Raw genomic sequence first — 24,958 nt, forward strand, 5'->3', positions numbered from 1 at the left:
TTTCCGGTTTAAAGTTGGCTTCCACCTCTTTCTACTAGAAAAGCCTTGCCTTTTTTAAGGAAGCCTCGTTCTGAGGTGAGCCCTTTCACGTTTCTCTGCCGCTGAAGGCAATTCTCAGAGAAGCCTTGCCGCCGATTCTGCCACCATTTTCTGGAATTAGCCAATCTGTCAGGGAGGCGCGTTCCTAACCTTTTCCCCGGATATCAGTAGATATAGGCACGTTTTAGGCTTCATTTTCAGAAATGAGCCCCAAAACGGTTTCCTGCAGGATATTGACACACCTGACAGAAAAGCATAGCTTTACCAACTAAATAGAATTGGTTCTATATTTGACCAACAACTTCCATTAGCACATAAAAACGAAAAATCATGGCACATAAAGCAATTGAGATCACCGATGCGAACTTTGAGGAGATCATCAACTCAGATAAACCTGTATTAGTAGACTTCTGGGCCGAGTGGTGCGGACCTTGCCGCATGGTGGGCCCCGTGGTAGAAGAACTGGCCGGCGACTATGAAGGCCGCGTGGTGGTAGGCAAAGTAGACGTGGACGCCAACCCGCAGACCTCTGCCAAATTCGGGATCAGGAGCATTCCTACGCTGTTGGTTTTCAAGAACGGACAAGTAGTAGACAAGCAAGTGGGCGCCGTTCCGAAGAACGTTTTGGCTCAGAAACTAGACGGCCAATTAGCCTAAGTAGCCCCAGCCCAACCCCTCCCCCGTGGAGAGGGACTATTACTAAAAATACAAAAGCCGCCCCTTCATTAGGAGCGGCTTTTTCGTTTTTAGGCCAATTCCCATAAAAGAGTCCGAAAACGCATCACTTACTAAGCCTCTCTCCACGGGGGAGGGGTTGGGCTGGGGCTATTCGCAGCCACACAAACTCTTCTCGGCGGAGCAAATATCGGCGTAGCCTTGTTCTAACAACTTCAAACGTCCAGCCAAGCGTTGGTTGTGCTCTTTGAGCAAATCAGATTTGGGGTCAGCGGGCGGCGTTTTTTGAATACCCTCCAACTCGTAAATCTCCCGTTTCAACTCTTCCTTCTTTTCTCTCAGCCGTTGAATGTGCGCGGGTAAAGTGTCAGTGGGGAATTGTGTTTTAAAGGCGTTGTCCATGCAGGCATCCTGCTTGAGCCAGACAATTACATTGCGTTCAATCTGCTGGCCTAAGTCCAGGCGCCGAGCGCGTTCCTTCTCTAGTTGCTGTTCCTCTAAACGCTGGTTAAACACGCGCACGGACTGTTTCACCTCTTCGCGGCAGGTGCGACATTTGGTGGTAGAGGATTTATCCAGCAGGGCGTTGCGTTGGGCAATGGTCTCCTCGCTGGGGACGGCTTCGCGGAGACGGCTCACTTCTTTGGCGAACAAATCATTGTACTGGGCACTTTCCAAACGGTTTACCTGACGCGTGAAAGCTTCTCCTTCTAAGGTAGTGGCTAAGAACTCTGGGCCGGGAAGCTCAACAGAATACAGCTTGTTCAGGTAGAATTCGCGCTGGGCCACGGTAAAAGGTTTACTCTGTTCCTGGTCCAGTTCCAGCAGTGTATTGACTAGTTCTTTGCCGTTTTTCAGGTTATGATCGGTTTCCAGATAGCCGTCTGCGCTGGCCAGAATGGATTGGTACTCGCCCTTGAAAATGCGTTGGTAGGTGCTGTTGCGGGCAAATTCGTTATCGCGCTGGCGGGCCAAGGTTTTGAGGCGCTTGTAGTCTTGTATCACCGCGAACAGCGTTTTGGCGTTGGCCTCGGGGCTGTTGTTCTTGTAGTTGAGGCGGTAGCTGTTCAGGTTCTGCTTTAAATCGGCGAAGTTGCGCAGATACTCCACAAAGAACTTTTCCTGCTTGTAGGCATCATCGTTGACCAGGCCGGCGCTGTACGCCTGCTCAATGCGTACGCGGCGGCGCTCAATGGTCTCTGAAGAGATTTCGCTCCCGGTCAAGGCGTCCATCTTGTAGAGTGATTTGTAATTGGCCACCACTAGCACCGGGTATTCCTTGAAATTGAGGGCCGCTTCCAACTTCTGCTTCTCAAACCCCTGCGGACTGTTGCTCAGCAGTTCGGTCAGGCGGGCGGTGCGCAAAGCAGGTACTTTGGCAAACGAAGGCACAAACACATATACCCTTACGGAATGCAGGCGCGTGTCAAAGTTTTGGCCTTCATACAGCCTGATGGTAGAGCTAAACTTATACTCCTGGCGCTTGGCCACATTCCGGATCAAATTCCCGAACTCGCCCACCAAAGACAGCATAGCGGTCTGCGGCGTGGCCAGTTTACCGATGTTGGTGAGCTGGTTGGCGATGATGTTGAAGAAGACTTCGCGGCTGTCTGAGGTGAACAGCTTGGCCTCTATGACGGCGTCAATATTACGCTCATCTGCCGCCAAGGGCAATTTGTCTATGATCCTGATGGCATCCAGATGATCAGAGATGCGGGTGGTGTATTCTTTCTTGGAGTTATCAATCGCGAAGTTGAACAGCGGGTACACAATGGGTTGCTGCCCGAACAATTTAGCATTCTTCAACTGCGCCGAAATAAAGAGAGACTCCAGGTTGATGTAGTCGCGGCGTCTGGCTTTGGTAGTGCCCTGCTCCAGCTCATTGATGACCTGGGTGAACTGCCCCGCATTGAGCAGGTACATGTCTGTAGTGAGGTACTGCCACTCATCTGAGAACTCAAACTTGTCCACGTAGTTGTAGCCCAGCCGGGTTTCAATCATGTCCTGCGCCTGCGCCGTGGTGGCAAAGCAAAGCAATATCAGTAGGCAGATTTTTGAAAGTAATGGTGCTCTCATGTGTTAACTTCGGTGCGTCTTCTCCCTCTAACGCAGAGGGCTCCCCTTCTTGTATCTTTTGCAAAGGTCGGGCTTTCAATGGCTTTTGCCAAGTGAAGGCGTTATAGAACCCGGTTTATATTTGCGAACTTTACCGGGCAACCCACTCCCTTGTATGACGCTGTTTCTGCAACCGCTCTGGCAACTCTTCTCCAGGCCCGTCTTCTGGCTGGTGCTGGTCGTGAGTTTTACGCTGGCCTATTTCTTTCTGGAGCATGAAGGATTCTACTTCGGCGATGACCATGACTACAGCCTGTTTGCCATGCAACTGCTGCAGGGAAAATTTCAGTTTGACAATTACTCCTTCTCGCATAGGTTCATGGTGTTTGTGCCCACGGCGTTCTTCTACTGGCTCTGGGGCCACAACGTCTACACCACCACCCTTTGGCCGCTTCTCTGCACCCTAGGCACACTGTACCTGCTGTACGCCACCTTCAAGAAAGACCATCCGGTGGCCACGTGCTGGGCTTTGGTCTTGCTGGGGATGTACTATTTTCAATTGAACACGGTCAACTACCTGTACCCAGACAACATCCTGCTCTTCTTCACCACGGCTTGTCTGTTGATTTTATACAAGCTAAGAAACCCCCAGTCATTTTCTGCCAGGCAAGAAATTTACTGGGGCGTCTTGTTTGCGCTATTGAACTTACTGGCGTTTCTGACCAAGGAAACCATTGTCTACACGGTCCCTTTTTACCTGGCGCTGTTCTTTTTGCAGGTAAGAAGAAAGCAGAACATCAGGTTCTGGATAGCGGCAGCGGTGACGGGAGCGGTGTTATTAACTATTTATTTTGTTTCCTATAAAGTCTTCACCGGAGATGCCCTGCTACGTCTGCAAGACATTGCCGCTACCAACACTGACCAGACCCGAAACGATTACCTCAACAGCCGATCGGCTACCTTGTTTCCGAGGCTTACTTACGGACCGCTTCTATTTTTTATAGGTTCTGCGCTGGCCATTCCGGTGGGGTTTGCCTTGCTTTCGTTTCTAAGATTCTCCAAGCCGGTCTCCTGGCGCGAACCCCACGGGTTCTGGTTGTTGGCCATGGCCTGCATGCTGCTGCCCATCTGGTTTGGCACGGCCACGGTAGACTTTTACAAACCCATGCCCCTTCTGCCACGCATGTTCCATCCCTTGCTTCCGGCGTTCTGCCTTACGGCTGGTCTGGCATTAGAGAAAGCTTGGAACCATAGAACCGCCTACCTCCTCTTGGCTGTGCTATTTGGCCTTAGCACCTGGATGGCCGGCGGCGATTTGTGGGTGATGTACGCGCCTCTGGCAGTAGTCTTCTTGGCGCTGTTCCTCTACAACAAACCTGTTCCCTTCTGGCTGGGCTTGGGAGCGGTGGCCGCCGTGACCAGCATTAGACCAGTATATTTTATCCTGAAGCCCACAGTCTCCTATTATTTTGAGCAGAAGAAAATCATAGACCAGCACCTACTTCATACTTCCGGGAAGCATGTGGTGCTCATGGACTCCACTATGCTCTGGGGTTATGAGTACTTTTATGGCTTTGACGTACCCAAGAATTACACATTCAAACGCTATGAGAGGTTCACTGCCCAAGACCTGCGCGCCGACACGGTTTTCCTGCTCATTAACAACGGGGTACTGGAGCATCCAGAATTGATGATGACCCTCCGGGAAGAGGACATTCTCCACCAATTCCCGACGGCCAGATTGCTAGATCAGGAAAAGAAGGTGAAGCTGTTTTACCTTCCCAAAGATTCAACTGCTACCAAATAAGAAAGCCCGAAATTCGATTTTGCCCTCTTTTTTGGGAATCAGGGTAAAAACAGAGGATAGTGATTGGGTGAACAGCCTTTTTGATTGATGCATTAATTCATACTGCCCAACCACTTTTACTTCTGTTCCCAACAAAATAGTTTAGCGCTAAACTTCTGCCGGTTTAGTTTGCCCACAAGGTCCTTTCAGGATGATAAATTAGTAAGGCATAAAGCACGCAAAGGCAGCCAAACTAGAAGAACAGACAGTCGTTTTTAGCCTATTTTCCAGAAAATAGGCTAAAAACGGGAGAGGCGCTGGCTTATGCCAGCGCCTCTCCCGTTTTCAAGAATCAGTGCCGCTCTAAAAGCAGATCTGAAGCCTCTCAGCCAAAGCTATAGTTCCCTTCTGCCAATCCAACATCCCCAAATTTCCAAATCCCAAATCTTCCCATCAAGAAAATTAGCACCTTAATTCCCGGCTTGTTCCTTCTTAATGCGCTGGTAGTCTTTCAGGTCTGCGCTGTTCTCCAGGGCCAGATACTCGGCTTGGAGGGCTTTGATTTTGGTGGCGTGCCGTAGCACAATATCGTCGTGGAGTTGTTTTTCGCGGTCGTTGAGTTGTTTGTAGATAGCATTGGCGTAATCCCAGTCTTCTAAGGTCCAGACTTTGCGCCGGGCGCGCACCTGCTCCATAAAATGGACGTACGCGTCTTTCAGGTTCTCTGGGGTGGCCTGAGAAAGGAGGTAATAGTCGCCCAGCAGTTCTTTTTCCATCTGGGCTTTCTTGCCGGCGGTAGTGCCGCGGGCTTCGCGCAGTTTACGTTCTTCGCGCTGTCTGGCCAGGGCTTCTCTTGATTTTTTCAGTTCTTCCTTGGTTTTAGAAGCGGCGGCGCTGGCTTTTTCGTCTAGCTGGTCAATCTCACGGGCGGCTATCTCTTTGCGCTCCCGCGGGGTGGTGTCACAGGCAGAAAACAAGAAGCTCCCCGACAGGAATGCCAGGCAGAAGAAGGTATTTGAAAACAGAGAAGCGCGTTTCATAGTAGTAGTTAAAAGTAAACACCTCGCATACGCAGACCAGTCAATTTAGGTGCTTAGGTCCTGCGTTTACCTTGGCAAACATGGCTAAAAACGGCTTCAAATACGAACTAGATTTCAAGAAAGTAGATTTCAGGCAGCAGCCGGAGTTGTACCGCGTGGGCGTGGGCGAACAGGGCGTGTTGCTGGTGGAGCCGTACAAGAGCGAAATCCTGCCCCATTGGCGTTTCAAGAACCCCGAGGTAGCTTTAGAATCGGCTAAGAAAATCTACCAGCTTTTTGAGGAATACCTTTCCCAGCAAGACTTTGTAGGCGCCGACATGGCCCGCAAGTTTCTGCAAATGGGCTTCACCCGTGCCCGCCGCTACGCCAACCATAAAGGTGGCCGCAAGTACCAAGCCATCGGCCAAGACCATTCTGAAGGCCTGCCCTATCCCTACTCTTCGGGCAGCGCTCACAAAGGCAATGAGATTCTACCCCAGGAAACAGACGCCCTCACCAATGAGAAAGCGCAAGCCGCCGCCATTTTCAAAGAATACTGGTTCCAGGCCAAAGACCACCCAGAATATTTGAGACAGAAACAGGAGTTCAGGGATGCCTATTATGAGAAGTAGCGTTTTTGGCCTGTTTTCTATAAAACAGTGCAAAAACGCATAGATGTTAATTCAACGCAGATTCTCCCCTTGAGGGGAGCGTAGAGGGGTGTTTACACGCATAGATTAAATTAAACTCAACTACTAAATGGAAGACTTCACTATTCTAAAATGATGAAAGTAAAAATCTTGGTTTGAATAAATGAGATTTACAATTTGACTGAAGACAATGTAATAAAGCAATTCTGATACTGTAGACACCCCTCTGCGCTCCCCTCAAGGGGAGAATCTGGGTTGAGTAACCGTTTTTAGCCCGTTTTGATAAAAACTGCCCAAAAATGAAAAAGCCCCGGCATATTGCCGAGGCTCTTTTAATCAAAGTAAATGCTTACTGCACCTGCTGTTTGGCTTTGTAGGCGGCTACGCCGGCGTCTAAGAATTGGATGAATTTCTGGACGTCTTTCTCATACGCTACCGGTTTTACCAGCATGTTTTCGTTTTCATCCATGAGCACATAATACGGCTGGGCGTTCACGTTGAATTTAGTGACCTGGTAATCGGCGTATTTTTTACCGAGGGTGGTTTTTTCCTTCTGGTCGTAAGTGCTGGTGTACCATTCGTTTTTAGGGAGTTCGGTTTTGTCGTCTACGTAAAGGGCGGCAATGACGAAGTTCTCACGAAGGCGTTTTAAGACCTCGGGGTGCGACCAGACGTTGGCTTCCATCTCACGGCAGTTCACGCAGCCGTGGCCGGTGAAGTCAATAAAGATGGGTTTGCCCTGCTCTTTGGCGCAGCGCTTGGCCTGTTCTAAATCAAAGTAGCCTTGCAGGTTGTGGGGCAGTTCCAGAAACTCGGCGTATTTGGGCGTCTCGCATAAGGTAGAGGCCGTCGTGCCGCCAGAAGAAGTTTCTCTGTTAGAATACAAGTCAAAGTCAATGGTAGACTGCGGCGGAAGGTAACCGGCCAGGGCTTTTAAAGGTGCGCCAAACATGCCGGGGATCAAGTACACCACAAACGCGAAGGTGGCAATGGCCAAAAGTAATCTAGGCACGCCCAGATACGGCAGGTCTGAGTCATGGGAGAACTTGAGTTTCCCCAGCAGGTAAATTCCCATCAGCGCGAAAATCACTATCCAAAGCGCCAGATACACCTCGCGGTCCAGCAGGCGCCAGTGGTAGACCTGGTCGGCCACGCTCAGGAACTTCAATGCCAAAGCCAGTTCTATAAAGCCCAGACACACTTTCACGGAGTTTAACCAGCCACCCGACTTGGGAAGACTGCTCAACCAGTTAGGAAAAATGGCAAACAAGGTAAATGGCAAGGCGAAGGCCAAAGAATAGGCAAACATACCCGCAATAGGCTTCAACGTCTCGCCGCCCGCCGACATTACCAAAATAGAACCTACAATAGGACCCGTGCAGGAAAAGGACACCAATACCAGCGTAATGGCCATGAAAAACACGCCGTAATAGCCGCCTTTGTCTGCCTGCGCATCTGCCTTGTTCACCAGCCAATGCGGCAGAGTAATCTCAAACATGCCCAGAAACGACATGGCAAAAAACAGAAAGATGGCGAAGAACAGCAGGTTAGGAAACCAGTGGGTACTCAGGAAGTTAGCCGCCTCGGGGCCGGCCAGTTTTGCCACCAGCGTCCCAATCAAGGTATAGATGGCAATGATGGACAGGCCGTAGATCAGGGCTTTCAAGATGGCTTGTGAGCGGCTGGCACTTCCTCCGGTAAAGAAAGTCACGGTCATAGGTACCATCGGGAAGACGCAGGGCGTGAGCAGGGCAATCATTCCAGACAGAAACGCGCCCAGCATGAACTCCCAAAGGGTTTCAGTGGGCAGACCACCCGCTGTAGCGCCGCCCATAGAGGCTGAAGAAACGGTAGACTTGGTACGTACGCCAGCGTCTGTGCTGTCTTGCAGCAAATCAGTGCCTGACGTGGCAGCATCATTCCTCACAGTTGCGTTGGCCAGAGAATCTACGCCTGCCGCGGCCAGGCCAGAGGTGGCAGGCACATGAACACCGGTCACAGGATTTACCTTGCCAGTAGGAGTGGCTGCGGGAGCATTGGTATTGCCTGTTGTAGTGGTAGTGGCAGGAGTTGCCGGCGTGGTAGCCGGCGCGGCGCCCGGCAGAACTTTTATCTGAGTGAAGTTGAAGTCACCTTCGCCGGGAATACACTGGCCCGTTACGTCTGAGCAGACCTGGTACTCATAGCTGCCTTTTAAGACCAGCGCCGGCTGCAACACTTTTATGCGCTGCCTGAACTGGGCCGTCTTGGTAAAATAGGTGTACTCGCCGCCCCAGGTATCGTCGTATTTTTTTTTGGGGCCCATGGCTTTCAGCTTGCCCACCAGTGCAAAAGACGGGTGCTTTTGGAACGTGAACGTGGTCACCATAGGACCCAGGTCCGGGTCAAAGTCAGAGGAATAGAGGTACCAGTCGGGGATAATCTTCGCGTTGAAAATCAAATCCACTTCTTCGCCTACCTTCACCTCTGTGCTGGATACGTCATAGCTCCAGCTGGACGGTTTTAATACTTGCGCCTGCACCGTTGTCACCAGAAGGAACAAAGGAAGCAGAAACACCCACAGGCGTTTGAATGCCATATCGTTTAAAAATTTACAGTCTTCCATAAAGAGGCAAATTACTACAAATACCCCATAAACCAGTACAACACAACAGAAAGCGCTTTGTTCCACTTAGCGCCAAATCCTTACTTTACCAGTGAATTCTCGTAGACCAAACGATTATTAGCCCTTTGATAGTGCCGATAAACCATTAAATTTGACCTAATCTGGTTTCTTGACTCTGTAAGGACCGGTATACTCTATGATCCTAAATATCTTCTTGACCCTCTTGCTGGTGGCACTCAACGGCTTTTTTGTGGCCGCCGAATTCGCGCTGGTAAAAGTGCGCGCCTCCCAGATAGAATTACGCGCCCAGGCCGGCAACCAACTGGCCAAGATTGCCCACCACATGATCGGCCACCTGGACGCCTACCTTTCTGCCACGCAGCTGGGCATCACGCTGGCCTCCCTGGGTCTGGGTTGGATTGGCGAAGGCGTGGTGTCTGAGATTGTCATTGCCATCATGAACGCGGCAGGCTTTACGCCAGACCCAGAACTGGCCCACCAGATTGCGCTCCCTATTTCCTTTGCCGTCATCACCGTTCTGCACATTGTGTTTGGTGAGCTGGCGCCTAAGTCCCTGGCCATTCAGCGCCCAGAGTCCACCACCTTGGCCGTGGCCATTCCGTTACGCATTGTCTACTATGTGTTGTTACCGTTTATCTGGGTCTTGAACGGCTTCTCCAACTTCATCTTGAAGCGCGTGGGCATTACGCCCATGCACGGCTCTGAGGTGCACACCGCCGAGGAACTGCGTCTTCTGTTTGAACAGTCTGCCGAGAGCGGCGAAATTGCCGACAGCCAGCAGCAGCTCATGGAAAACGTCTTTGAGTTCAATGAGCGCATGGTCAAGCAGATCATGGTGCCCCGCACCAAACTGGTGGCCCTGGAACTAGAGTCTTCTGAGGATCAGATTTTTGCGGTGGTGTTCAACGAAGGCTACACCCGTATACCCGTCTACCGTGACACCATTGACAACATTGTGGGCATTCTCTATGTGAAAGACCTGCTGGTAGTTCTGCGCGCCGGCCAACAGGTAAGCCTGGAAAAACTCATGCGTCCTGCCTACTACGTGCCTGAGACCAAGAAAATCAGCCGCTTGCTCAAAGACTTCCAGCGCAACCGCATGCACATTGCCGTGGTGTCAGATGAGTTTGGCGGCACTTCGGGCATTGTCACCATTGAGGACATCATTGAAGAACTGGTAGGCGAAATCCAGGATGAGTACGATGAGGAAGTACCGCTCATTGAGAAGACCGGCGACTTTGAGTACAAAGTAAGCACCTCGGTCTCCATCCAGGACGCCAACGATGACCTGCCCTACCCTCTCCCCGAAGGCGAGGACTACGAAACCGTGGGCGGCTACCTGAACATGATCTACGGCCGCATCCCAGAAATCGGGGACACGGTCATACATGGCGTCTATGAGTTCAAAATTCTGGAGAAGACCGAGCGCAACGTAGAATCTGTGCTGCTCACCATCACAGAAGACAAGCGCGACGACCTTTTGTAAGTAAGGAATCAGCTTTTATCATTTAAATCCGTTTTTGGTCTGTTTTCCAGAAAACAGACCAAAAACGGATTTAAATTTTTAATGACAAGGTAACGTAGGGGCAACCACAAGGGATTGCCCCTACTCTCGCTAACATAATCAGCGCCTTCAAATCTCTGACCACCGTGGCATTTTGCGTGGCGTGAACGTCTGAGGATGGACAGCCTTCCATTCTAAACTTTGGCAGCGCAACTATTGGGAACATATCATTAGGGATGAGAAAGACTACGACAGAATTTCTGAATACATTCTAGACAATCCAAGGCTTTGGGAAGCAGATGAATTGAGATAGCTTACATTCATATAATTTACCACCCATCTCAACTACTGGCACAAACTCTACCAAATTAGCCAAAAGATTATTCTACAGCTGTCCAGAGGCTGACATCCAATCAGGAACTAGCCAGAATTGAAGAGTCCTTACCACTGATTGCCAGCTTAAAACTATCCCACCCTAAAATATTTTAAAGTTTTTCGCCTTAAAAGAAAACGTTTTCCCTTCTACTCCCAGCCGGTTTTCTGGTTTTTGCGTACGCTCAACGCTGGCCCGTTTTTGGCCTGTTTCTGTGAAAACAGGCCAAAAACGGATAACTTCGGTTTTACATACGCTCACATGACCAAGCCCCAACCCTGGAAAATCCTTGCTTCAGAGACTGCTTTTCAGCACCGCTGGTACCACCTTCGCCGTGACACGGTTCAACTACCAAACGGCCAGGTCATTGATGATTACTTCGTGAGCGTTCGGCCGGCGGGGGCCTTGGTGTTTCCGGTGACGGCCCAGGGCGAGGTGATCTTTGTGCGCCAGTACAAGCACGCTGCTGGTAAGATTCTGCTGGAGTTGCCCGGCGGCATGTTTGACGCAGACACAGAAGACCCCGGTGAGGCCGCCGCGCGCGAGTTGTATGAAGAGACCGGCTACAGCGTCACTTCCATCTCTCCGTTGGGCACGCTCTATGACAATCCCACCAAAGACACCAGCGTGGTGCACCTGTTTCTGGCCGAAGGTGCGGCACTTACCGGCCAACCCAGCTGGGACGAGACCGAGTGCGTGGAAGTGATTCCCATTCCGCTGGCTGAGGTGCTGCCCAAACTGATGTCCGGCGAAATCAAAGTCTCCTGCTCCGTTTCTCTGTGTTTTATGGCCTTGCAGGTGTTGCAACAGCGAGTGAGTCTGTAAAGGCTGCACTGTATTGCCTGTCTTTGCAGGTCTTCTCTGCGGTTTTGTAAAGAAAAGTAAGCAAGAGGCCAACTACCGCCGCGAAAAGAAGTATAGGAGTAGATTGAGGCATCCGCCCTGCGCCCGGGGCATTTTTCTACCCGTGAGAAAGCCCCGCCGCCAATGCACATACCCTACTTCCTGAGCACACCATGGCAGAGAAAACAGAGAACAAGTTTTCTGAACTAGATTCCCCTAAAGTAAAGCGGCCCAAAAAAGGTACCGAGACCATGTTTAGGGTCACGGCCACCAACCAGATGCGCCTAAGCGACATGGCCGACAACAAGGCGCACATTCTGCTCACCATCAATTCCATCATCGTCTCCATTGTAGTTTCCCTGCTGCTGCGCAAACTGGGCACAGAACCCAACCTGCTCATTCCTACCATCTGTTTTTTGATTACCTGCCTGGTGACCATCGTGTCTGCCATTCTGGTGACCATGCCTCGTATTACCGAAGGCTCTTACTCAAGGGAGGACATCATGAACCGAAAGGTGAATCTGCTGTTCTTCGGGAACTACCACAGCATGCGCTATGAGGATTATGAGGAAGGGATCAAAACCATGATGAAAGACCCAGATTTTCTCTACACCAGCATGATCAAAGACAACTACAGCCTAGGGCTTGTCTTGGAGAGCAAATACCGCCGGCTGCGTTTCTCCTATATGTTTTTCATGATTGGCTTCATCATCTCTGTGCTCACCTTCGTGGTGGCAGAGATCATCAGTACGCCGCTGTAAGTACCACTAGCTTGGGCGTTTTTAGGCTATTTTCTGGTAATTAGCCAAAAAACGATTACCATGGAAGTGTCTGTTTGCCTGAATGAATTGCCTTTTCTTTTTTAAATCGGTCTCATTCTTCTCTGGCTTGACAAGCCCAGCATACTTACGATTTCAGCTAATCCTTTTTTACCTATCGCATTTTATTGCCTTCCAGAAAGCTACTGTTCTTGTCTGAACCTGCAATTGCACAAGTACCGGCGTGCAGTCAGATACATTGGTCTGATATTAGCCAACTATCATAAGCACCAACCCTTTTAGACTGAACAAAACAGATTAAACGGCGTCTTCTCCTTCCTGGAACCAGCTGGCGTACAGCACATAGTTGTCGGCGGTTTTGGCCATGGCGGCAATTTGTTCCGGGGCCAGGGCTTTCACTTTTTTGGCAGGCACACCAGCGTAAATATGGCCACTTTCGCAGATGGTGTTTTCCAGAACCACGGCCCCGGCGGCAATGATGCAGTGCTTTTGTACCACGGCGTTGTCCATAACAATAGAACCCATGCCAATGAGCACATTGTCTTCTACGGTGCAGCCGTGCACCAGCGCGTTGTGGCCAATGCTCACGTTGTTGCCAATGGTGGTGGGCGCTTTCTGGTAGGTGCAATGAATGACGGCCCCGTCCTGGATGTTGGTCTTGTTCCCGATGCGGATCTGATGCACGTCTCCCCTGATCACGGCGTTGAACCAGACGGTGCACTGGTCGCCCATCTGCACATCGCCTACTATGGTGGCGTTGGGGGCAATGAAACAGGCCTCGCCCCAGGCGGGCGAAACTCCTTTTACAGGTAAGATTACAGGCATAGCGTTGTAGGTTTTGACAAAGCTAAAATAAAAAAGCCTCCCTAAGAAGGAAGGCTTTTTTATTACAGGGCGGCGGCCACTTGCAAAGGATGTGTCTGCCTAATCACCTGACCCGAACTGGTGAGTCCGTTTACCTCAATCACAAAGTTGCCCGTGTCGTCTGAGGTGTAGAACGTAAGCACTGCCTGGCCTTTGGCATCTGTGGTAAGCGAAGGCGCCCAGTACAGCAGTGGCCTGAAATCGGGTATCCGTTCCTGCGCCGTCATTTCATACACCGGGGCCTTGAACGGAAACGCCGGAGCCAGACCATCCCAGAAGAAGGTGCGGTCATCTTTGAAGGCATCTGGGTGCAGGTCTTTGTTGAGCGTGGTAATGGAAATTACGCCGTTACGAGCCATCTGCCCAATACGGCGCAGGCGCGCAGTAGAATAGTACAGGCTCACTTTCTCCAGTTGGTTACCCGGCAACTGCAGCACCCATTGCGTATTAAACGTAGGGTAGCCATTGACCAGGTACAGCGGGTGTTCTTTGAACGTTGTGTTTAGGTCTAATGAGAAGATTCTGGGCTCTTTGCCTTTGGGCGTATTGATCAGGTTGGTGATGGGCAGCACTTCTTTGATGACCTCTTCCACATTCTTGAAGGCCACGTATTTGGTAAGGTCAAAGGTTCTGTCGGCGGCACCGATGCTTTCTTGTTCTAAAGGCGTAGGCAGGCTGTTGGCGTTGGTCTGACCCGCGCGCAATCCAGGGAAGGCCCGGCTGAAGAGCTTGCGCTGGGCGGCTTGTTGCAAGTACAGTTTCTCCTGGTGGGTGAGTACCAGCGGGCCCTTGAAACCAGACACTTTCTGCAGACTTCCCGCATGTTGCCATTGCACTCTTGCCCCCTCTACCCGCTTGCCTAATTGCAACACGTCATAGATAAGCCTGCTGTTAGAAGTGAAGGCCGGGTCTTGCAAGACAAAGCTTCCGTCTGGCTGGGCGTTGAGGATGATGGTACCAGCCTCTTCTTCGCCCATGAACATGACAGTAGCCCCCGCCATGGGTTTACCAGCAATATCTACCACTATGCCTTTCTTTCCTTGGCCAGCTCCTGCCGAAGGTTCTACAGCCGTTCTTCCTGTTGGTTCAGTGTTTGGGTTTTGCAAGGAATAAGAAACTGGCATTTTGCGCAATTCCCAGTCTAGGACCTCTGGTGAAGCGGCCATTGGAGCGTTCTGCACCGCCACCGACAAATGCGTGGCCATCGGGGCACCCGCGGTATTAGTAGCCGTTAGGGTAAGCGTCACTTTCTCGCGTCTGCCGTAGCGTTGGCGGTCGGTTCTCACGTGTACCAGGGCTGGGCTTATGCCTCTTGCATAAAAGGTTCTGGCGGCTTCTACCTGGCCGGCGCTGTTCATGACCACCACTTGTGCACTGCCCGTGGATGCCTCTCCTCTAATGAAAGTAATTTCGCGCGGGCCACCGCCGGCCAGGTTTACCTTCTGGGACTGCACAGGACCGTTGGCGGTGATGAATGCTACCAGAACTTCCTGGTTTCCGGCGGCTTTGCTCCACTCCAGGTTCGGCTGTAAGTTAACCCGTACCTCAGAAGGATTGGATGTATTCACCTGCAAGCCAATGCCAGCGGCAAGCACTGGAATGGTAGCCACAGCAAGTTGACCCTGCGCGTTTTGTACCTGAACCTTAAGAGACTGAGCAACGGTTGGGCTGAGTTTTAAAAGGGCTTTGCCTGCCGCATCTGTTTTAAACGTAGCCAGGGTTTTGTTGGCTGGGTCCAGCACCTTACCTGTTAAGCCAGCAGCATCTCCCAAGGCTTCTACTGCCAGCGTTCCTTCTACGCCTGCTACCAGATGACCACCTTCTGGGAAGGCAGAGACCTGTAGCGTAGAAAGGCCCAATGTTTTTGCATCGGCCATTTCTGGCTGTACCGGGCCAAGTATCCGCACCTTTTGTCCAACGCCCCCCTGGGGCATTCCGGCGGTATAGGCCACCAATTCATACTCCCCGGCGGGCAAAGAATCTGCCAACGGAATGGCTCCCTGGGCTACGCCCTCTTTAAGGGTGAACTGGTAGTTACGGCTATCCTGCAGCCGAACCGCCCTGAACTCTACCTGCAACAGGCCGCTGATCTGCTCTGGGGTAGACGATGCAGTTTGCAAGTTATGAGCGGCAAACCTAAGGGTGTCGCCGCTGGCGTAAAAGGGCTGTGAAAGGTGCAACAGCACCCGTGGAGCAGCTATTTCTTGCGCCGTCCAGTTCTGCAGTTGCTGTAACCAATGGTCCCAAGTGGCATTTTGGCGGGGCATGAACGCCAGCAAAGGCAGCAACAATAAGGCCCAAAGGGCTTTCAATGGTTTTGGTAAAGAGGGGAAACGGTTCATGGAGAACTTGAAAAAATGAATCATTACCAGAAAGAAGGCCTAATGGTAGTGCTGTTGAGAATGACACGGCAATCGTCATCATAATCCAGCAGGGGCGGCGGGTTGGGCACGTCTGAGCGGTTCAGGTTCACCACCTGCCGCGAAACAGCCGATGCCCCAAAATACCCGATCACCATCTCTTCTGGGTCGTTGACGTTGTAGAGATTGCTTTTGGCGTTAGCCGGAGGCGGATCTAGCACAGAACCTGTCTTGGCCGTTTGCATTTCCATAACACGCCAGTAATCATAAGCGGTTTCTGAAAGAGAGTATTGGCGTATTTCTACCCGATACCTGATGTTCAACGTCTGGGGTGTAACTGGGATGGTGGCCACCTGCTGTGACTGCACAAAATTTCCGTTGAACAACCTGTCATCAGAAACTCTAATGGCACTCACTGTATCTTTTACCCAACAAGTGGTACAGCAAGACTTCGGCTTGGATACCAGACGGCCGGTTCTTATATCTGTTTCTGTGTATTCCCAGGGTTGAGTGGCTACCTCATACACGCCAGTCCAATCCCAGCGGTAGAAGTTACGCTCGCCGGCCGCATCTTGAAACTGGGCGGTAAGCTCAAAGCGATCGTCTGGCAATTCATTATCATTTTCTATAACTGTTTTCTCCACATAGGCGCTTTTCACCGATGCAAGAGCAGGCACGGCCGGCATTACTTCTGCCTTTGAGGCGTAGGTACGGCCGTCTTGCAGGTTCACGGTAAGTGTGTAAGTGCCGCCCACGCGGCCACGTATGCCAGAGGCCCCGGCTCTGGTTCTGTAAATCCCAAACTGGTATTGGCTAAGCACTTCAATGTTACCAAGTTCATCTTGAATGGTCACCGTGGCATTCTTCACCGAGTTGTCAATGATGGAAAGATTGCCTCCGTAGGGAGAACTCATGTTGATGTAGATGTAATATGGGCCCGGGTCTGTGGTGATGAGTCCAGAGATGGTCATCAGTTTCTCATTGTCCGGCATTTTCAACTCCACGGGTTCTACGCAGCCGGCCAGCCACAGGGGCAGCGCCAACAAGAACCATGTATACAAAGATTTCATTTTCTGGCTCATGCGGTACTTAAAACTTAAATTCATATGAAATAGACGGTAACGGAATGCCTACCACAGACAGCTTGTAGGGCTTAGGCACGGAGAATTTCTCATGGCGGTAGAACACAGAATAGGCGTTCTTACGGCCGTACACGTTGCTCACGGAGAAGTTCCAGCGGCCCTCCCACTTCTTGTCTTTCTTGTGGTTGGTCTCAATGGTCAGGGACAGATCAAGGCGGTGATAGTCTGGAATGCGGGCCTGGTTGCGCGGACCGTAGATGGGAATGATACGACCATCGTTGAGGTACTGCCCAATTGGTGCCGTGGTTGGCCGGCCGGTGCTGTAGGTGAAATTAGAAGTAAGGGCCACCCGTCGGTTCATCTGCCAGGCCGTCACCAGGTTAAAGGTATGGGGCTTGTCATGGTTGCTGGAGTACCACTCTCCTTTGTTAATCTCTTCTTCCGGACGTTCAGAGGCTACTTTAATTTGGGAGCGAGCATAGGTGTAGCTGGTCCAGCCGGTGAATCTGCCGCTTTTCTTAGAGAGCAGTACCTCTGCCCCATACGTGCGTCCCTTGCCCGCCAACAAGTCTGCCTCCACCGCTGGGTTCAGCCAAAGGTCTGCGCCTTCTTTGTAGTCTAACTGGTTTTGAATGTCTTTGTAATACCCTTCAATGGAGAATTCCAGGGCGTTGTCTAAGAAATTATGGAAGTAGCCCAAGGAGTACTGGTCTCCTACCTGCGGCTGAATGAAGGAATTGCTGGTCTGCCAGAAATCTATCGGCGAGATGCCCACTGTACTAGACACCAGGTGAATGTACTGGCGCATGCGCTGGTAACCGGCCTTCAGGGAGTTGTTCTCTGTAATGCTGAACTTCAGGGATACCCGCGGCTCCAGGCCTGAATACCTGGCAATGGTCTGGCCCGCGTCAAAATGCAATGTGTCTTGGATGGTTCTGATTCTCTTGGTCTCACCGGGAGCATACACGTACACATCGCCGGGGCCAATGTTCCAGAAAGAAGAGAACCTGAGTCCTACCATGGCGCTCCACCGCGGACTGATGGTATATTCATCGCTCAAGTACAAGGCGCCTTCCATGGATTGCTGGTAGGGCAAGGCAGAACCGTTCACCGACGATTCCTCTGAAGTAGCCGCCAGAATGCCCGGCTGAAACTCATACCGCGTGCCCTGAAAACCTGCCGTAATCTGGTGCTTGCCGGCGTAATACGTCAGTTCTGGTTTCACTTCTACAGACCACAAACCGTTCTTGAACGAAGAAGCCCGTGACGCCAGCTCATCTGTAGCCTCAAAGCTGTACTTGCTGATCACGCCACTCAGAGAGCCCACCCATTTCTCACTGAACGTATGCGTGTGCTTGACAGAAGCGCCAATGTTCTGCCAGTTATACAAGCTGTCTTTGGTAAACCCGAAGGCATCGCTGCTATAATAGCCGCCAATGGATATTTTATCTTTGGCGCCCAATTGGTGGTTGACCTGGGCGGTTATGTCATAGAAAGAGGCACTGCTTCTGCGCAACTGCTCGTCCTTTAATCGTTTCAGGAACCAGTCCAGGTAAGAAACCCGGCCGGCTACCAGAAACGTGGTATTCTTAGAAGCACCCAGCGGGCCTTCCAGCACCAACCGGCTGGTTACGGGGCCAAGGGCACCTTTGCCGGTCAGTTTGTTCTTGTTGCCTTCCTTTTGCTTTACATCCAGCACGCTAGACAATCTACCGCCAAACTGAGCAGGAATACCGCCTCTGTACAAGGTCACGTCCTGCACCGCGTCTGGGTTGAACACAGAGAAAAACCCGAACAAGTGGCTGGGATTGTACACTGGCACGCCGCCCATCAAAACCAGGTTTTGGTCAGTGCTGCCGCCGCGTACGTTAAAGCCGCCAGAGCCTTCCCCCACCGAGCTTACGCCTGGCAGGAGCATGACGGCTTTCACCACATCTGCCTCGCCCATGAAGGTAGGCATCTTGCGCACCACACCCATGTCCAGCTTGTTCACCCCCATTTCTATGCTGTTCACATTCTGGTCGGTGAGGCGTTCTGAGTTGATCTGGACCTCATTTAAGGCCACGGCGTTTTCATACAGGGTCACGTCTACCTTGCCGCTGTTGTAGAGAGCTACAATGCGCTCTTCAGGCATGAGGCCCACTACGCGGTAAGACACCAGGTGCTCCCCCACCGGCAAACTAAGTTCATAGTCTCCGTTGGCGTCTGACATGGCACCTGCTTTCATGGCTGTTACTGCCACGGTGGCACCGGCCACGCCTTCTCCTGTTTTGGAATGGACCAGACGCCCGCGCAAGGTCACTTTAGCAGCTTTGGAAGCATTCTGCGGACTGCCCACCTGCACTCGGTTCAAAGGCCGGCCCTGGCTGTCTTTGGTGGCCAGCACCGGCTGTACGAAACCCGCCGGCTTTATCACGATGGCGAAAGGATGATACTGAATAAACTCCAGGGTGGTACCTTCCAGAGATTTGCGCAACACCTCTGGTAAGGGTGTACGGTCAAACACGGCGGTTACCTTAATGTCTTGCAACCATTGGCTCTGGTAGTAGAACCGTAGCGGCGTCTTCTTCTCCAGGTCTGATAAAATAGTCTGCAACGGTGCCTGCTCATACCGCGCGGTAATCAAAGAATCTGAAGAGGTTTGGGCGGTTCCCAGAAACGGGATAAGTACTAGAAAGCAAGCGACAAGGGAAGCTAAAAAGGGGAAGCGCATGAATTGCCTGGTTATATAAGCGTACCAAAGTAAAGGATAATATCTCTGAGGGCAATTATATTCATCCAACTGAAACTCCAAAAACCACCATGCCTGCCACCAAACGAATTGCCCCGTCATTAGTAGCGCATAGGTCGGTTTACTTACAATTCTCTGATTAAAAATTTAGGCACAGCGCGGCCAGGCATCCTTTCTCAGAAAGGCTTTAGCGAGTAGACAGCCCGTTTTTGGCTTCTTTTCCAGAAAACAGGGCAAAAACGAAAGATGGATTGCTTGAAAGAAAAGCAAGTAGCACAGCCAAGGTAAACTACTAGCTGCACCACTGATAAGACAAAGAAAGGAAACTTATCCCCTACGGCAAAGCGCCAAGACGTAATTACCTATAAAGTAGTAGGAATGCGCCGCAAGTGGAGTCCTGTTTAAGACTTAAGCGGGCAGGCACTAAGACAACATCCGTTTCCAGGTGCCTTTGCGCAGGTTGTACTTGAGGGTGCTGGGCAGCGCCTTCCACCAGTAGCGGTTGAGTTCCACGGCAAAGCTGGGTTGCATGTAGCAGTTGATGGTACAGCCCTCACAGGCGGGCAGCCGACCTTCCAAGGCAATCTGTTCTTTTACTTCTTGAGAGGTATATTTCTCATACAACTGGCCATTAATGGGAAACGTCTTCGCGCCTAGGTGGTAGCACGGCAGTACCAATTCATTCTCCGGAGAGATGACCAACGTAGTGCTGGCTGCTTTGCAGACGGGTTTGTCAATGTGGTTGCCGCCGTCCTTGCGCAACTGCACGAAGGCTTCGTTCAAATACACGTACTTCTGCTTGCTGAATCTGACCAGGTATTCCAACTCTTCTTCAGACAGCTGTTCCCCCGTCTCCACCTGGTTGTACTCAAAGGCCGGGTTCAAGAGCAGCATGAGTTTGTTGGGCAGGCAGATTTCCTGGTACACCCGCTCTATCTGGTTCAGGTTGTGCTTAAACACCGTGAACAGAATGTCAGGCCGTTCCCCCAGGCTTTTGGCTATTTGAATAGACTCCAGCACGAAGTCAAAACAAGCCACGCCCCGGCCGGTGTCATGCTCGGTTTTGTCTGCGGAGTCCAGGGAGAAGTGCAGCATGTCTACCTTGCCTTTGAGGCGTTCGGCCCACTTGGGGTAGAGCATGCCGTTGGTGGTGAGCGTAGTGATGAAACCCATCTCCTGCGCCGCACCCAGAAACAAGTCAATCTGACGGTGCAGCAGTGGCTCGCCGCCGGTAAAGTCCACCACGTTCACACCCAATCTGCGCAGGTCTTTCAGGTTCTGGATCACGTCCTCCAACTTAATGTACGGCGAAGGCTTTTCCCAAATGTCACAGAAAGAGCACTTGGCGTTGCACCGGTACGTCACGTAGTAATTGGCCAGAACAGGATGATGGATGATGCGCATTTAATGTTGGTTGTACGGTTGCCTTGGCTCCTGCAAGGTACGCAATGCATACGGATTTCAGGATGAAGCGGTGAGTGCTGTTCCTATTCTGATTCGTTTTTGGCTTGTTTTCTGGGAAAGAGGCTAAAAACGTGGTTCTGTCCCAATTTGATTAAGCTGGCAATCACAGCAGAATCTCCCCTTGAGGATTTCGCAAACGAGCGTTTGGAGCAGCGAGGATTCTCCCCTTGAGGGGAGCGCAGAGGGGTGTTTACATCAGCTGCAAATACTCCCGCCGTGGTTGGCGTTCTCACCAACCACCCAGACTGCCGTTCTTAAGCGGTTACTTCCCATCCCCTTTCTTACTAGATTCCATCTGCCTTCCTCCCGGCTGGGGTTGGTTACTTTTCTCCTTGATGAGAAAAGTAACCAAAAGAATCAAGAAGAAAAGAAACTCGCTGCCGCTCAGACAGTCTTTTCTTCACAGAGGCGCACCTGGCCAGCGTGATTTGTTTCATCGCCAGCTTACGCTGTTGGTGATGGACAGGCCATTGCTTTCTCCTTCGTGAAAAGAGACTTAAGCTGACCAGTTTCTTTTCCCTCTGTCAAGGGCAGGCGGGTTGCTGCTGGAGAGGCTGCAATGACGGTGTGCGCTGGCGCGGGAAGGAGATGATCGTTCTAGCCGTAGAGACCAGGCACCGCCTTGTCTCTGACGCACTTCCAGACTCGCGACTCAAGACTCAGAACTCAGGACTCGTTCAGACCTCGTAGTGTGCGAAGCTGCTACGAGTGTCTTCCCTCGTTTTTTGCCTATTTCCCAGAAAATAGGCAAAAAACGGTTTCTTAAAACTCCAGCACAAACCCAATAGAAGGCAGGAACGTCACGTCATCTTCATCCAGAATCAAGGGAATGGCGTTGGAGCCGTTGGGCTGCAGGGGCTGGCCGTCGGTGGTGGCGAAGCCGGTGTTGTCTGCGTTGCGTTGGAAGGTATATTGCGGAAGGGACGGGCCTTTGAACCGGAAGATGTTCTGGATGTCTACATACACGTCTAGGGTGGTGCGTTTGTAGTTCCATTTCTTGTCCAGGCGCACGTCCAGTTGTTGGAAAGACCGCAGGCGAAGGGAGTTCAGGCGGTCATAGTCCAGCAGGCCGGTACCCAGAGAGGCGTAGTTCTGTTGCGAGGCTTCCAAGTCAAACGGCGTGTACGGCGAACCACCGGCAAAACGATACTTGCCGCCCAACTCCCAGTTCTTGCCAAACTGCCAGCCCAGCAACGCAGATACCAAGTGACGGTTGTCCCACGCCGAGGCGACGTAGTTTTCGTCGTTCAAGCCGGTGAACTCGCTTCGTACCAAAGTATAAGAGAACAGGCCGTACAGACCGCGAGTGAGCTTCTGTTGAAAGAAAAACTCGGCGCCGTAGGCCCTTCCCTTGCCCACGCTGGCCACGGCCTCGTTCCCAATCGCCCCGAACTCAATGCCTTGGTTGGCCAGTGACACGCCATCACGCAAGGAGACTGGGTAATGGGCGTAGCGCTTGTAAAAACCCTCCACGGTGATGCGGTTGGCAATGCCCGGCAGAAACTCCACCCCCGCCACGTAATGCGTGGCCCTTATGTAATCACTGTCTTTGTTGGCATAATCCCCCCCAGCATTCTGGAAACCCAGCACCGTGTAAATGGGCAGGCGGTAATACGTCCCCACAGAGCCGTTCAGTTTCCAGCGCTCCGTCAAGGCATACGACCCAGAAAGACGCGGCGAAAGGGTTTCCAGCGGATTTCTGCCCTCCTTGGTAAACGAGTTCATGTCGCTGCGCACGCCCAGGGAAAGACTCAGCTTGTCTTGTAAAAAGCTGCGCGAAGCCTGACCGTACACACCATATCGCCAGAAATTGAGGTTAGTGTTGAAATCCAGAACCTCGCGGGGTTGCAGGACGGTGCCGTTCTGGTCCCGTACCTCGGGGCGTAGTTGGCTGAAGAACAGGTTGTCATAGCCTACGTATTGGGCCATGGCGCCGTAAGAGAACTTCCAGCCGCCGTTGAACTGGTTTACGTCTACTCTAAGCTTGTTTTCTTTCTCCTGCGAGCGGCTTTTGAAGATTCGGCGGGTCTCGTCTCCGTACTGTGCATCCTCAAAACGGTCCAGACGGTTCTCAAACACATTTCGGCTAATAGACACCTGCACAAAGCCATTGTCCAGAGAGCGTTTCAGGCTGGCACCCACGGTGTAGTTCCATTGATTAATGAGCGGGTTGGAGCGCAGGGCGTATTCCTTCTCCGGGGAGCTCTCCTTGGGCACGGCAAAACTGAACTCGTCAATGGCGCCAATGCCCAGCGCGGTAAGCGTGGTTTTGTCATTCAGCTGATGCGTGACCTTGTACTGAAAATCCCAGTAGTTGGGCCGAATGGGCAGATCAATGGCTTTGAACAGCAATTGCAGATACGACCGCCGCGCCGAGGCCAGAAACGTGGTCTTGGGTGCCAGCGGACCTTCCAAGGTACCAGCCAGTTCCGTGGCGCTCAGGCGTACGTTGCCCTGTAGCCTGTCTGGATTACCTTCTTTCTGCTTGAACTGGAACACGCTGGAAAGGGCGTTGTCATACTTTGCGTCAAAGGCGCTGGTGCTCAGGGTCACGTCTTCAATAAAAGACACGTTCAAGATGCCCTGCGGACCGCCGCTGCTACCCTGGGTAGAAAAATGGTTGATGACCGGTATCTCAATGCCGTCCAGAAAGAAGACGTTCTCGCCCGGGCCACCACCCCGTATCACAATGTCGTTTCTAAAACCGGCGCCCGTGCTACCCGCCCCGGCCACGCCTGGCAGCGTTTGGATGACGCGCGAAATGTCAAAGTTGCCACCGGGGTTGCTCTTGATTTCCTCACTACTCAGGCTCTGCACAGACAAGGGCGTTTCTACCGTGGCCACGCGAATGGACCGGTCCACGGTCACGTCTACCGCCTGCAGCTGGGTTTGGCTGGGTGCCAGGTCCAGGTTCAGGGTGAGGGCATTGCCCGAGGTAACCGGTATGTTGTAGCGGGTGATGGGCTCATAGCCCAGGTAGGTGGCTTTTAGATTGTAGTTCCCTGTGGGCACGTTCTCCAGACGGTAGCGGCCCTGCGCATCTGTGGCCACGCCCAAGGTAGTCTGCTCCAATGAAACCGTGGCGCCAATGATGGGCTCCTGGGTGTTCTTGTCCCGCACCACGCCGGTAATTCTGCCGGTATTCTGGGCCGAGGCGGCAAAAGCTATAAACAAGAAAAACAGAGAAAATAAACGGTGGGCAAGCTTCATAGTAGGCGTTGAAAAGGCAGTGATGTGGCAATGAAACCGGCAAGCATGTATATTGTTTAAACGGAAGATCTCCCGGCCAGGGCGTAAAGATGGCAAAGCAAACTGTAAGTATGCCGCAATTCCGTTTTTGGGCTACTTCCCAGGAAACAGCCCAAAAACGCCACTCACTCACTCACTCACTCACTCATTACTTGTCAATGCCTTTGCTACGCACTTCTGCATAATAATTACACAGGTTCTGGAGGGCGCAGGCTTCGCATTTGGGATGGTGGAAAGTGCAGACCTTCTGGCCGTGTTTGAGCATGTGGCGGTGGAAGTTGTAGAGCACGTCTGCGTCTGCCGGAAACATCTCCAGCAGAATAGCGTGGGCCTTGTCATGCGTGACCTTGGCACCAATCAACCCCACCCGCTGACTGATGCGGTGCACATGCGTGTCTACGGGCAATACCGGTTTATGAAAGTTGAACAACAGCACCAGCGTGGCCGTCTTGAGCCCCACGCCCGGCAAGGCCATGAGCCAGTCCATGGCGGGGGCCACCTCCATCTGCTCCAGAAACGCCAGGTTGAAGTCTGGGTGCGTCTGCTGAATGATGCGCAGGGTCTTCTGGATGTTCACCGCCTTGGCTCCCGGGAATTCAGCCGGGGAAAGGGCGTCTGCCAGCTCCTCTACCGGGGCGTCCATGACCTGCTGCCAGGTGGGGAACTTCTCCAGCATTTGAAAATACGCCTTCTCTTCATTGGCATGCGTGGTCCTGTGGCTCAGCATGGTAGAGATGAGTTCGCGCATGGGATCCCGCCGGGGGTAGGTGGGCAGACGTCCAAACACATCGTTTAATCGTAGGTGTACCTGCCAGGCTTTGTCTTTGGGCGAAAGGGAGTGGGCCAGTTCAGACATATG

General features: G+C 52.0%; 16 protein-coding genes. 6 read left to right on the forward strand and 10 right to left on the reverse strand.

Features of this window, described 5'->3' with window-relative positions; all coding sequences use genetic code 11:
* The first annotated feature begins 369 nt into the window (after positions 1-369).
* Entirely contained in the window at positions 370-696 is a 327-nt protein-coding gene (trxA, locus tag GU926_RS07910) for a thioredoxin (protein WP_062542637.1), read from the forward strand.
* Between the two features lie 168 nt (positions 697-864).
* Here trxA and GU926_RS07915 read toward each other — a convergent pair whose 3' ends face one another.
* Positions 865-2,790 (reverse strand): hypothetical protein, encoded by a 1,926-nt coding sequence (locus tag GU926_RS07915; RefSeq protein WP_232058468.1) that lies wholly within the window; start codon positions 2,788-2,790, stop codon positions 865-867.
* Positions 2,791-2,944: 154 nt separating this feature from the next.
* Here GU926_RS07915 and GU926_RS07920 point away from each other — a divergent pair, with 154 nt between their 5' ends.
* The gene (locus GU926_RS07920) at positions 2,945-4,576 is read left to right on the forward strand and encodes an ArnT family glycosyltransferase (RefSeq protein WP_160690688.1); all 1,632 of its coding nucleotides are present in this window, start codon (positions 2,945-2,947) and stop codon (positions 4,574-4,576) included.
* A 449-nt stretch (positions 4,577-5,025) separates the two neighbouring features.
* Here GU926_RS07920 and GU926_RS07925 read toward each other — a convergent pair whose 3' ends face one another.
* The gene (locus GU926_RS07925) at positions 5,026-5,595 is read right to left on the reverse strand and encodes a hypothetical protein (RefSeq protein WP_160690690.1); all 570 of its coding nucleotides are present in this window, start codon (positions 5,593-5,595) and stop codon (positions 5,026-5,028) included.
* An 80-nt stretch (positions 5,596-5,675) separates the two neighbouring features.
* On the opposite strand from GU926_RS07925, the gene GU926_RS07930 reads away from it, so the two are divergent.
* Positions 5,676-6,206 (forward strand): DUF4385 domain-containing protein, encoded by a 531-nt coding sequence (locus GU926_RS07930; protein WP_160690692.1) that lies wholly within the window; start codon positions 5,676-5,678, stop codon positions 6,204-6,206.
* A gap of 367 nt (positions 6,207-6,573) precedes the next feature.
* Here the strand turns inward: GU926_RS07930 and GU926_RS07935 are convergent, their stop codons facing one another.
* On the reverse strand, positions 6,574-8,802 hold the full coding sequence (locus GU926_RS07935) for a protein-disulfide reductase DsbD family protein (protein ID WP_160690694.1): 2,229 nt from the start codon (positions 8,800-8,802) through the stop codon (positions 6,574-6,576).
* Positions 8,803-9,025: 223 nt separating this feature from the next.
* On the opposite strand from GU926_RS07935, the gene GU926_RS07940 reads away from it, so the two are divergent.
* From GU926_RS07940 to GU926_RS07950, 3 genes are all read left to right on the forward strand, one after another.
* The gene (locus GU926_RS07940; RefSeq protein ID WP_160690696.1) at positions 9,026-10,336 is read left to right on the forward strand and encodes a hemolysin family protein; all 1,311 of its coding nucleotides are present in this window, start codon (positions 9,026-9,028) and stop codon (positions 10,334-10,336) included.
* Between the two features lie 652 nt (positions 10,337-10,988).
* Positions 10,989-11,552 (forward strand): NUDIX hydrolase, encoded by a 564-nt coding sequence (locus GU926_RS07945; protein WP_160690698.1) that lies wholly within the window; start codon positions 10,989-10,991, stop codon positions 11,550-11,552.
* 191 nt (positions 11,553-11,743) lie between these two features.
* On the forward strand, positions 11,744-12,331 hold the full coding sequence (locus tag GU926_RS07950) for a Pycsar system effector family protein (protein WP_160690700.1): 588 nt from the start codon (positions 11,744-11,746) through the stop codon (positions 12,329-12,331).
* Between the two features lie 315 nt (positions 12,332-12,646).
* On the opposite strand, the gene GU926_RS07955 is transcribed toward GU926_RS07950, so the two are convergent.
* The 7 genes from GU926_RS07955 to GU926_RS07985 form a co-directional block, all read right to left on the reverse strand.
* A complete protein-coding gene (locus GU926_RS07955) occupies positions 12,647-13,174 on the reverse strand; it encodes a gamma carbonic anhydrase family protein (RefSeq protein WP_160690702.1) in 528 nt (175 codons plus the stop codon).
* A 62-nt stretch (positions 13,175-13,236) separates the two neighbouring features.
* A complete protein-coding gene (locus GU926_RS07960) occupies positions 13,237-15,525 on the reverse strand; it encodes a hypothetical protein (protein WP_160690704.1) in 2,289 nt (762 codons plus the stop codon).
* A 53-nt stretch (positions 15,526-15,578) separates the two neighbouring features.
* Positions 15,579-16,679 carry a DUF4249 domain-containing protein gene (locus tag GU926_RS07965; protein WP_160690706.1) on the reverse strand — a complete coding sequence of 367 codons (1,101 nt, stop codon included), beginning with the start codon at positions 16,677-16,679 and terminating at the stop codon, positions 15,579-15,581.
* A complete protein-coding gene (locus GU926_RS07970) occupies positions 16,663-19,368 on the reverse strand; it encodes a TonB-dependent receptor (RefSeq protein WP_160690708.1) in 2,706 nt (901 codons plus the stop codon). The genes GU926_RS07965 and GU926_RS07970 overlap by 17 nt, the downstream gene beginning before the upstream one ends.
* A gap of 441 nt (positions 19,369-19,809) precedes the next feature.
* Complete coding sequence (locus GU926_RS07975; protein ID WP_160690710.1) at positions 19,810-20,790, reverse strand: radical SAM protein; 981 nt, start codon at positions 20,788-20,790, stop codon at positions 19,810-19,812.
* An 822-nt stretch (positions 20,791-21,612) separates the two neighbouring features.
* Positions 21,613-24,060, reverse strand: coding sequence for a TonB-dependent receptor (locus GU926_RS07980; RefSeq protein WP_160690712.1), 2,448 nt, complete (start codon positions 24,058-24,060; stop codon positions 21,613-21,615).
* A 187-nt stretch (positions 24,061-24,247) separates the two neighbouring features.
* Positions 24,248-24,955, reverse strand: coding sequence for an endonuclease III domain-containing protein (locus tag GU926_RS07985; protein WP_160690714.1), 708 nt, complete (start codon positions 24,953-24,955; stop codon positions 24,248-24,250).
* Between the last annotated feature and the right edge of the window lie 3 nt (positions 24,956-24,958).

Origin of the sequence: Nibribacter ruber (genome assembly GCF_009913235.1) — a bacterium.
Lineage (GTDB): Bacteria > Bacteroidota > Bacteroidia > Cytophagales > Hymenobacteraceae > Nibribacter > Nibribacter ruber.

Bases quoted from the DNA above. Each gene is read 5' to 3' on its own strand.
- GU926_RS07915 (WP_232058468.1), bottom strand. From the start codon at position 2,790: ATGAGAGCACCATTACTTTCAAAAATCTGCCTACTGATATTGCTTTGC.
- GU926_RS07975 (WP_160690710.1), bottom strand. From the start codon at position 20,790: ATGCGCATCATCCATCATCCTGTTCTGGCCAATTACTACGTGACGTAC.
- trxA (WP_062542637.1), top strand. From the start codon at position 370: ATGGCACATAAAGCAATTGAGATCACCGATGCGAACTTTGAGGAGATC.
- GU926_RS07965 (WP_160690706.1), bottom strand. From the start codon at position 16,679: ATGAATTTAAGTTTTAAGTACCGCATGAGCCAGAAAATGAAATCTTTG.
- GU926_RS07920 (WP_160690688.1), top strand. From the start codon at position 2,945: ATGACGCTGTTTCTGCAACCGCTCTGGCAACTCTTCTCCAGGCCCGTC.
- GU926_RS07940 (WP_160690696.1), top strand. From the start codon at position 9,026: ATGATCCTAAATATCTTCTTGACCCTCTTGCTGGTGGCACTCAACGGC.
- GU926_RS07945 (WP_160690698.1), top strand. From the start codon at position 10,989: ATGACCAAGCCCCAACCCTGGAAAATCCTTGCTTCAGAGACTGCTTTT.
- GU926_RS07950 (WP_160690700.1), top strand. From the start codon at position 11,744: ATGGCAGAGAAAACAGAGAACAAGTTTTCTGAACTAGATTCCCCTAAA.
- GU926_RS07930 (WP_160690692.1), top strand. From the start codon at position 5,676: ATGGCTAAAAACGGCTTCAAATACGAACTAGATTTCAAGAAAGTAGAT.
- GU926_RS07955 (WP_160690702.1), bottom strand. From the start codon at position 13,174: ATGCCTGTAATCTTACCTGTAAAAGGAGTTTCGCCCGCCTGGGGCGAG.
- GU926_RS07935 (WP_160690694.1), bottom strand. From the start codon at position 8,802: ATGGCATTCAAACGCCTGTGGGTGTTTCTGCTTCCTTTGTTCCTTCTG.
- GU926_RS07925 (WP_160690690.1), bottom strand. From the start codon at position 5,595: ATGAAACGCGCTTCTCTGTTTTCAAATACCTTCTTCTGCCTGGCATTC.
- GU926_RS07985 (WP_160690714.1), bottom strand. From the start codon at position 24,955: ATGTCTGAACTGGCCCACTCCCTTTCGCCCAAAGACAAAGCCTGGCAG.
- GU926_RS07980 (WP_160690712.1), bottom strand. From the start codon at position 24,060: ATGAAGCTTGCCCACCGTTTATTTTCTCTGTTTTTCTTGTTTATAGCT.
- GU926_RS07970 (WP_160690708.1), bottom strand. From the start codon at position 19,368: ATGCGCTTCCCCTTTTTAGCTTCCCTTGTCGCTTGCTTTCTAGTACTT.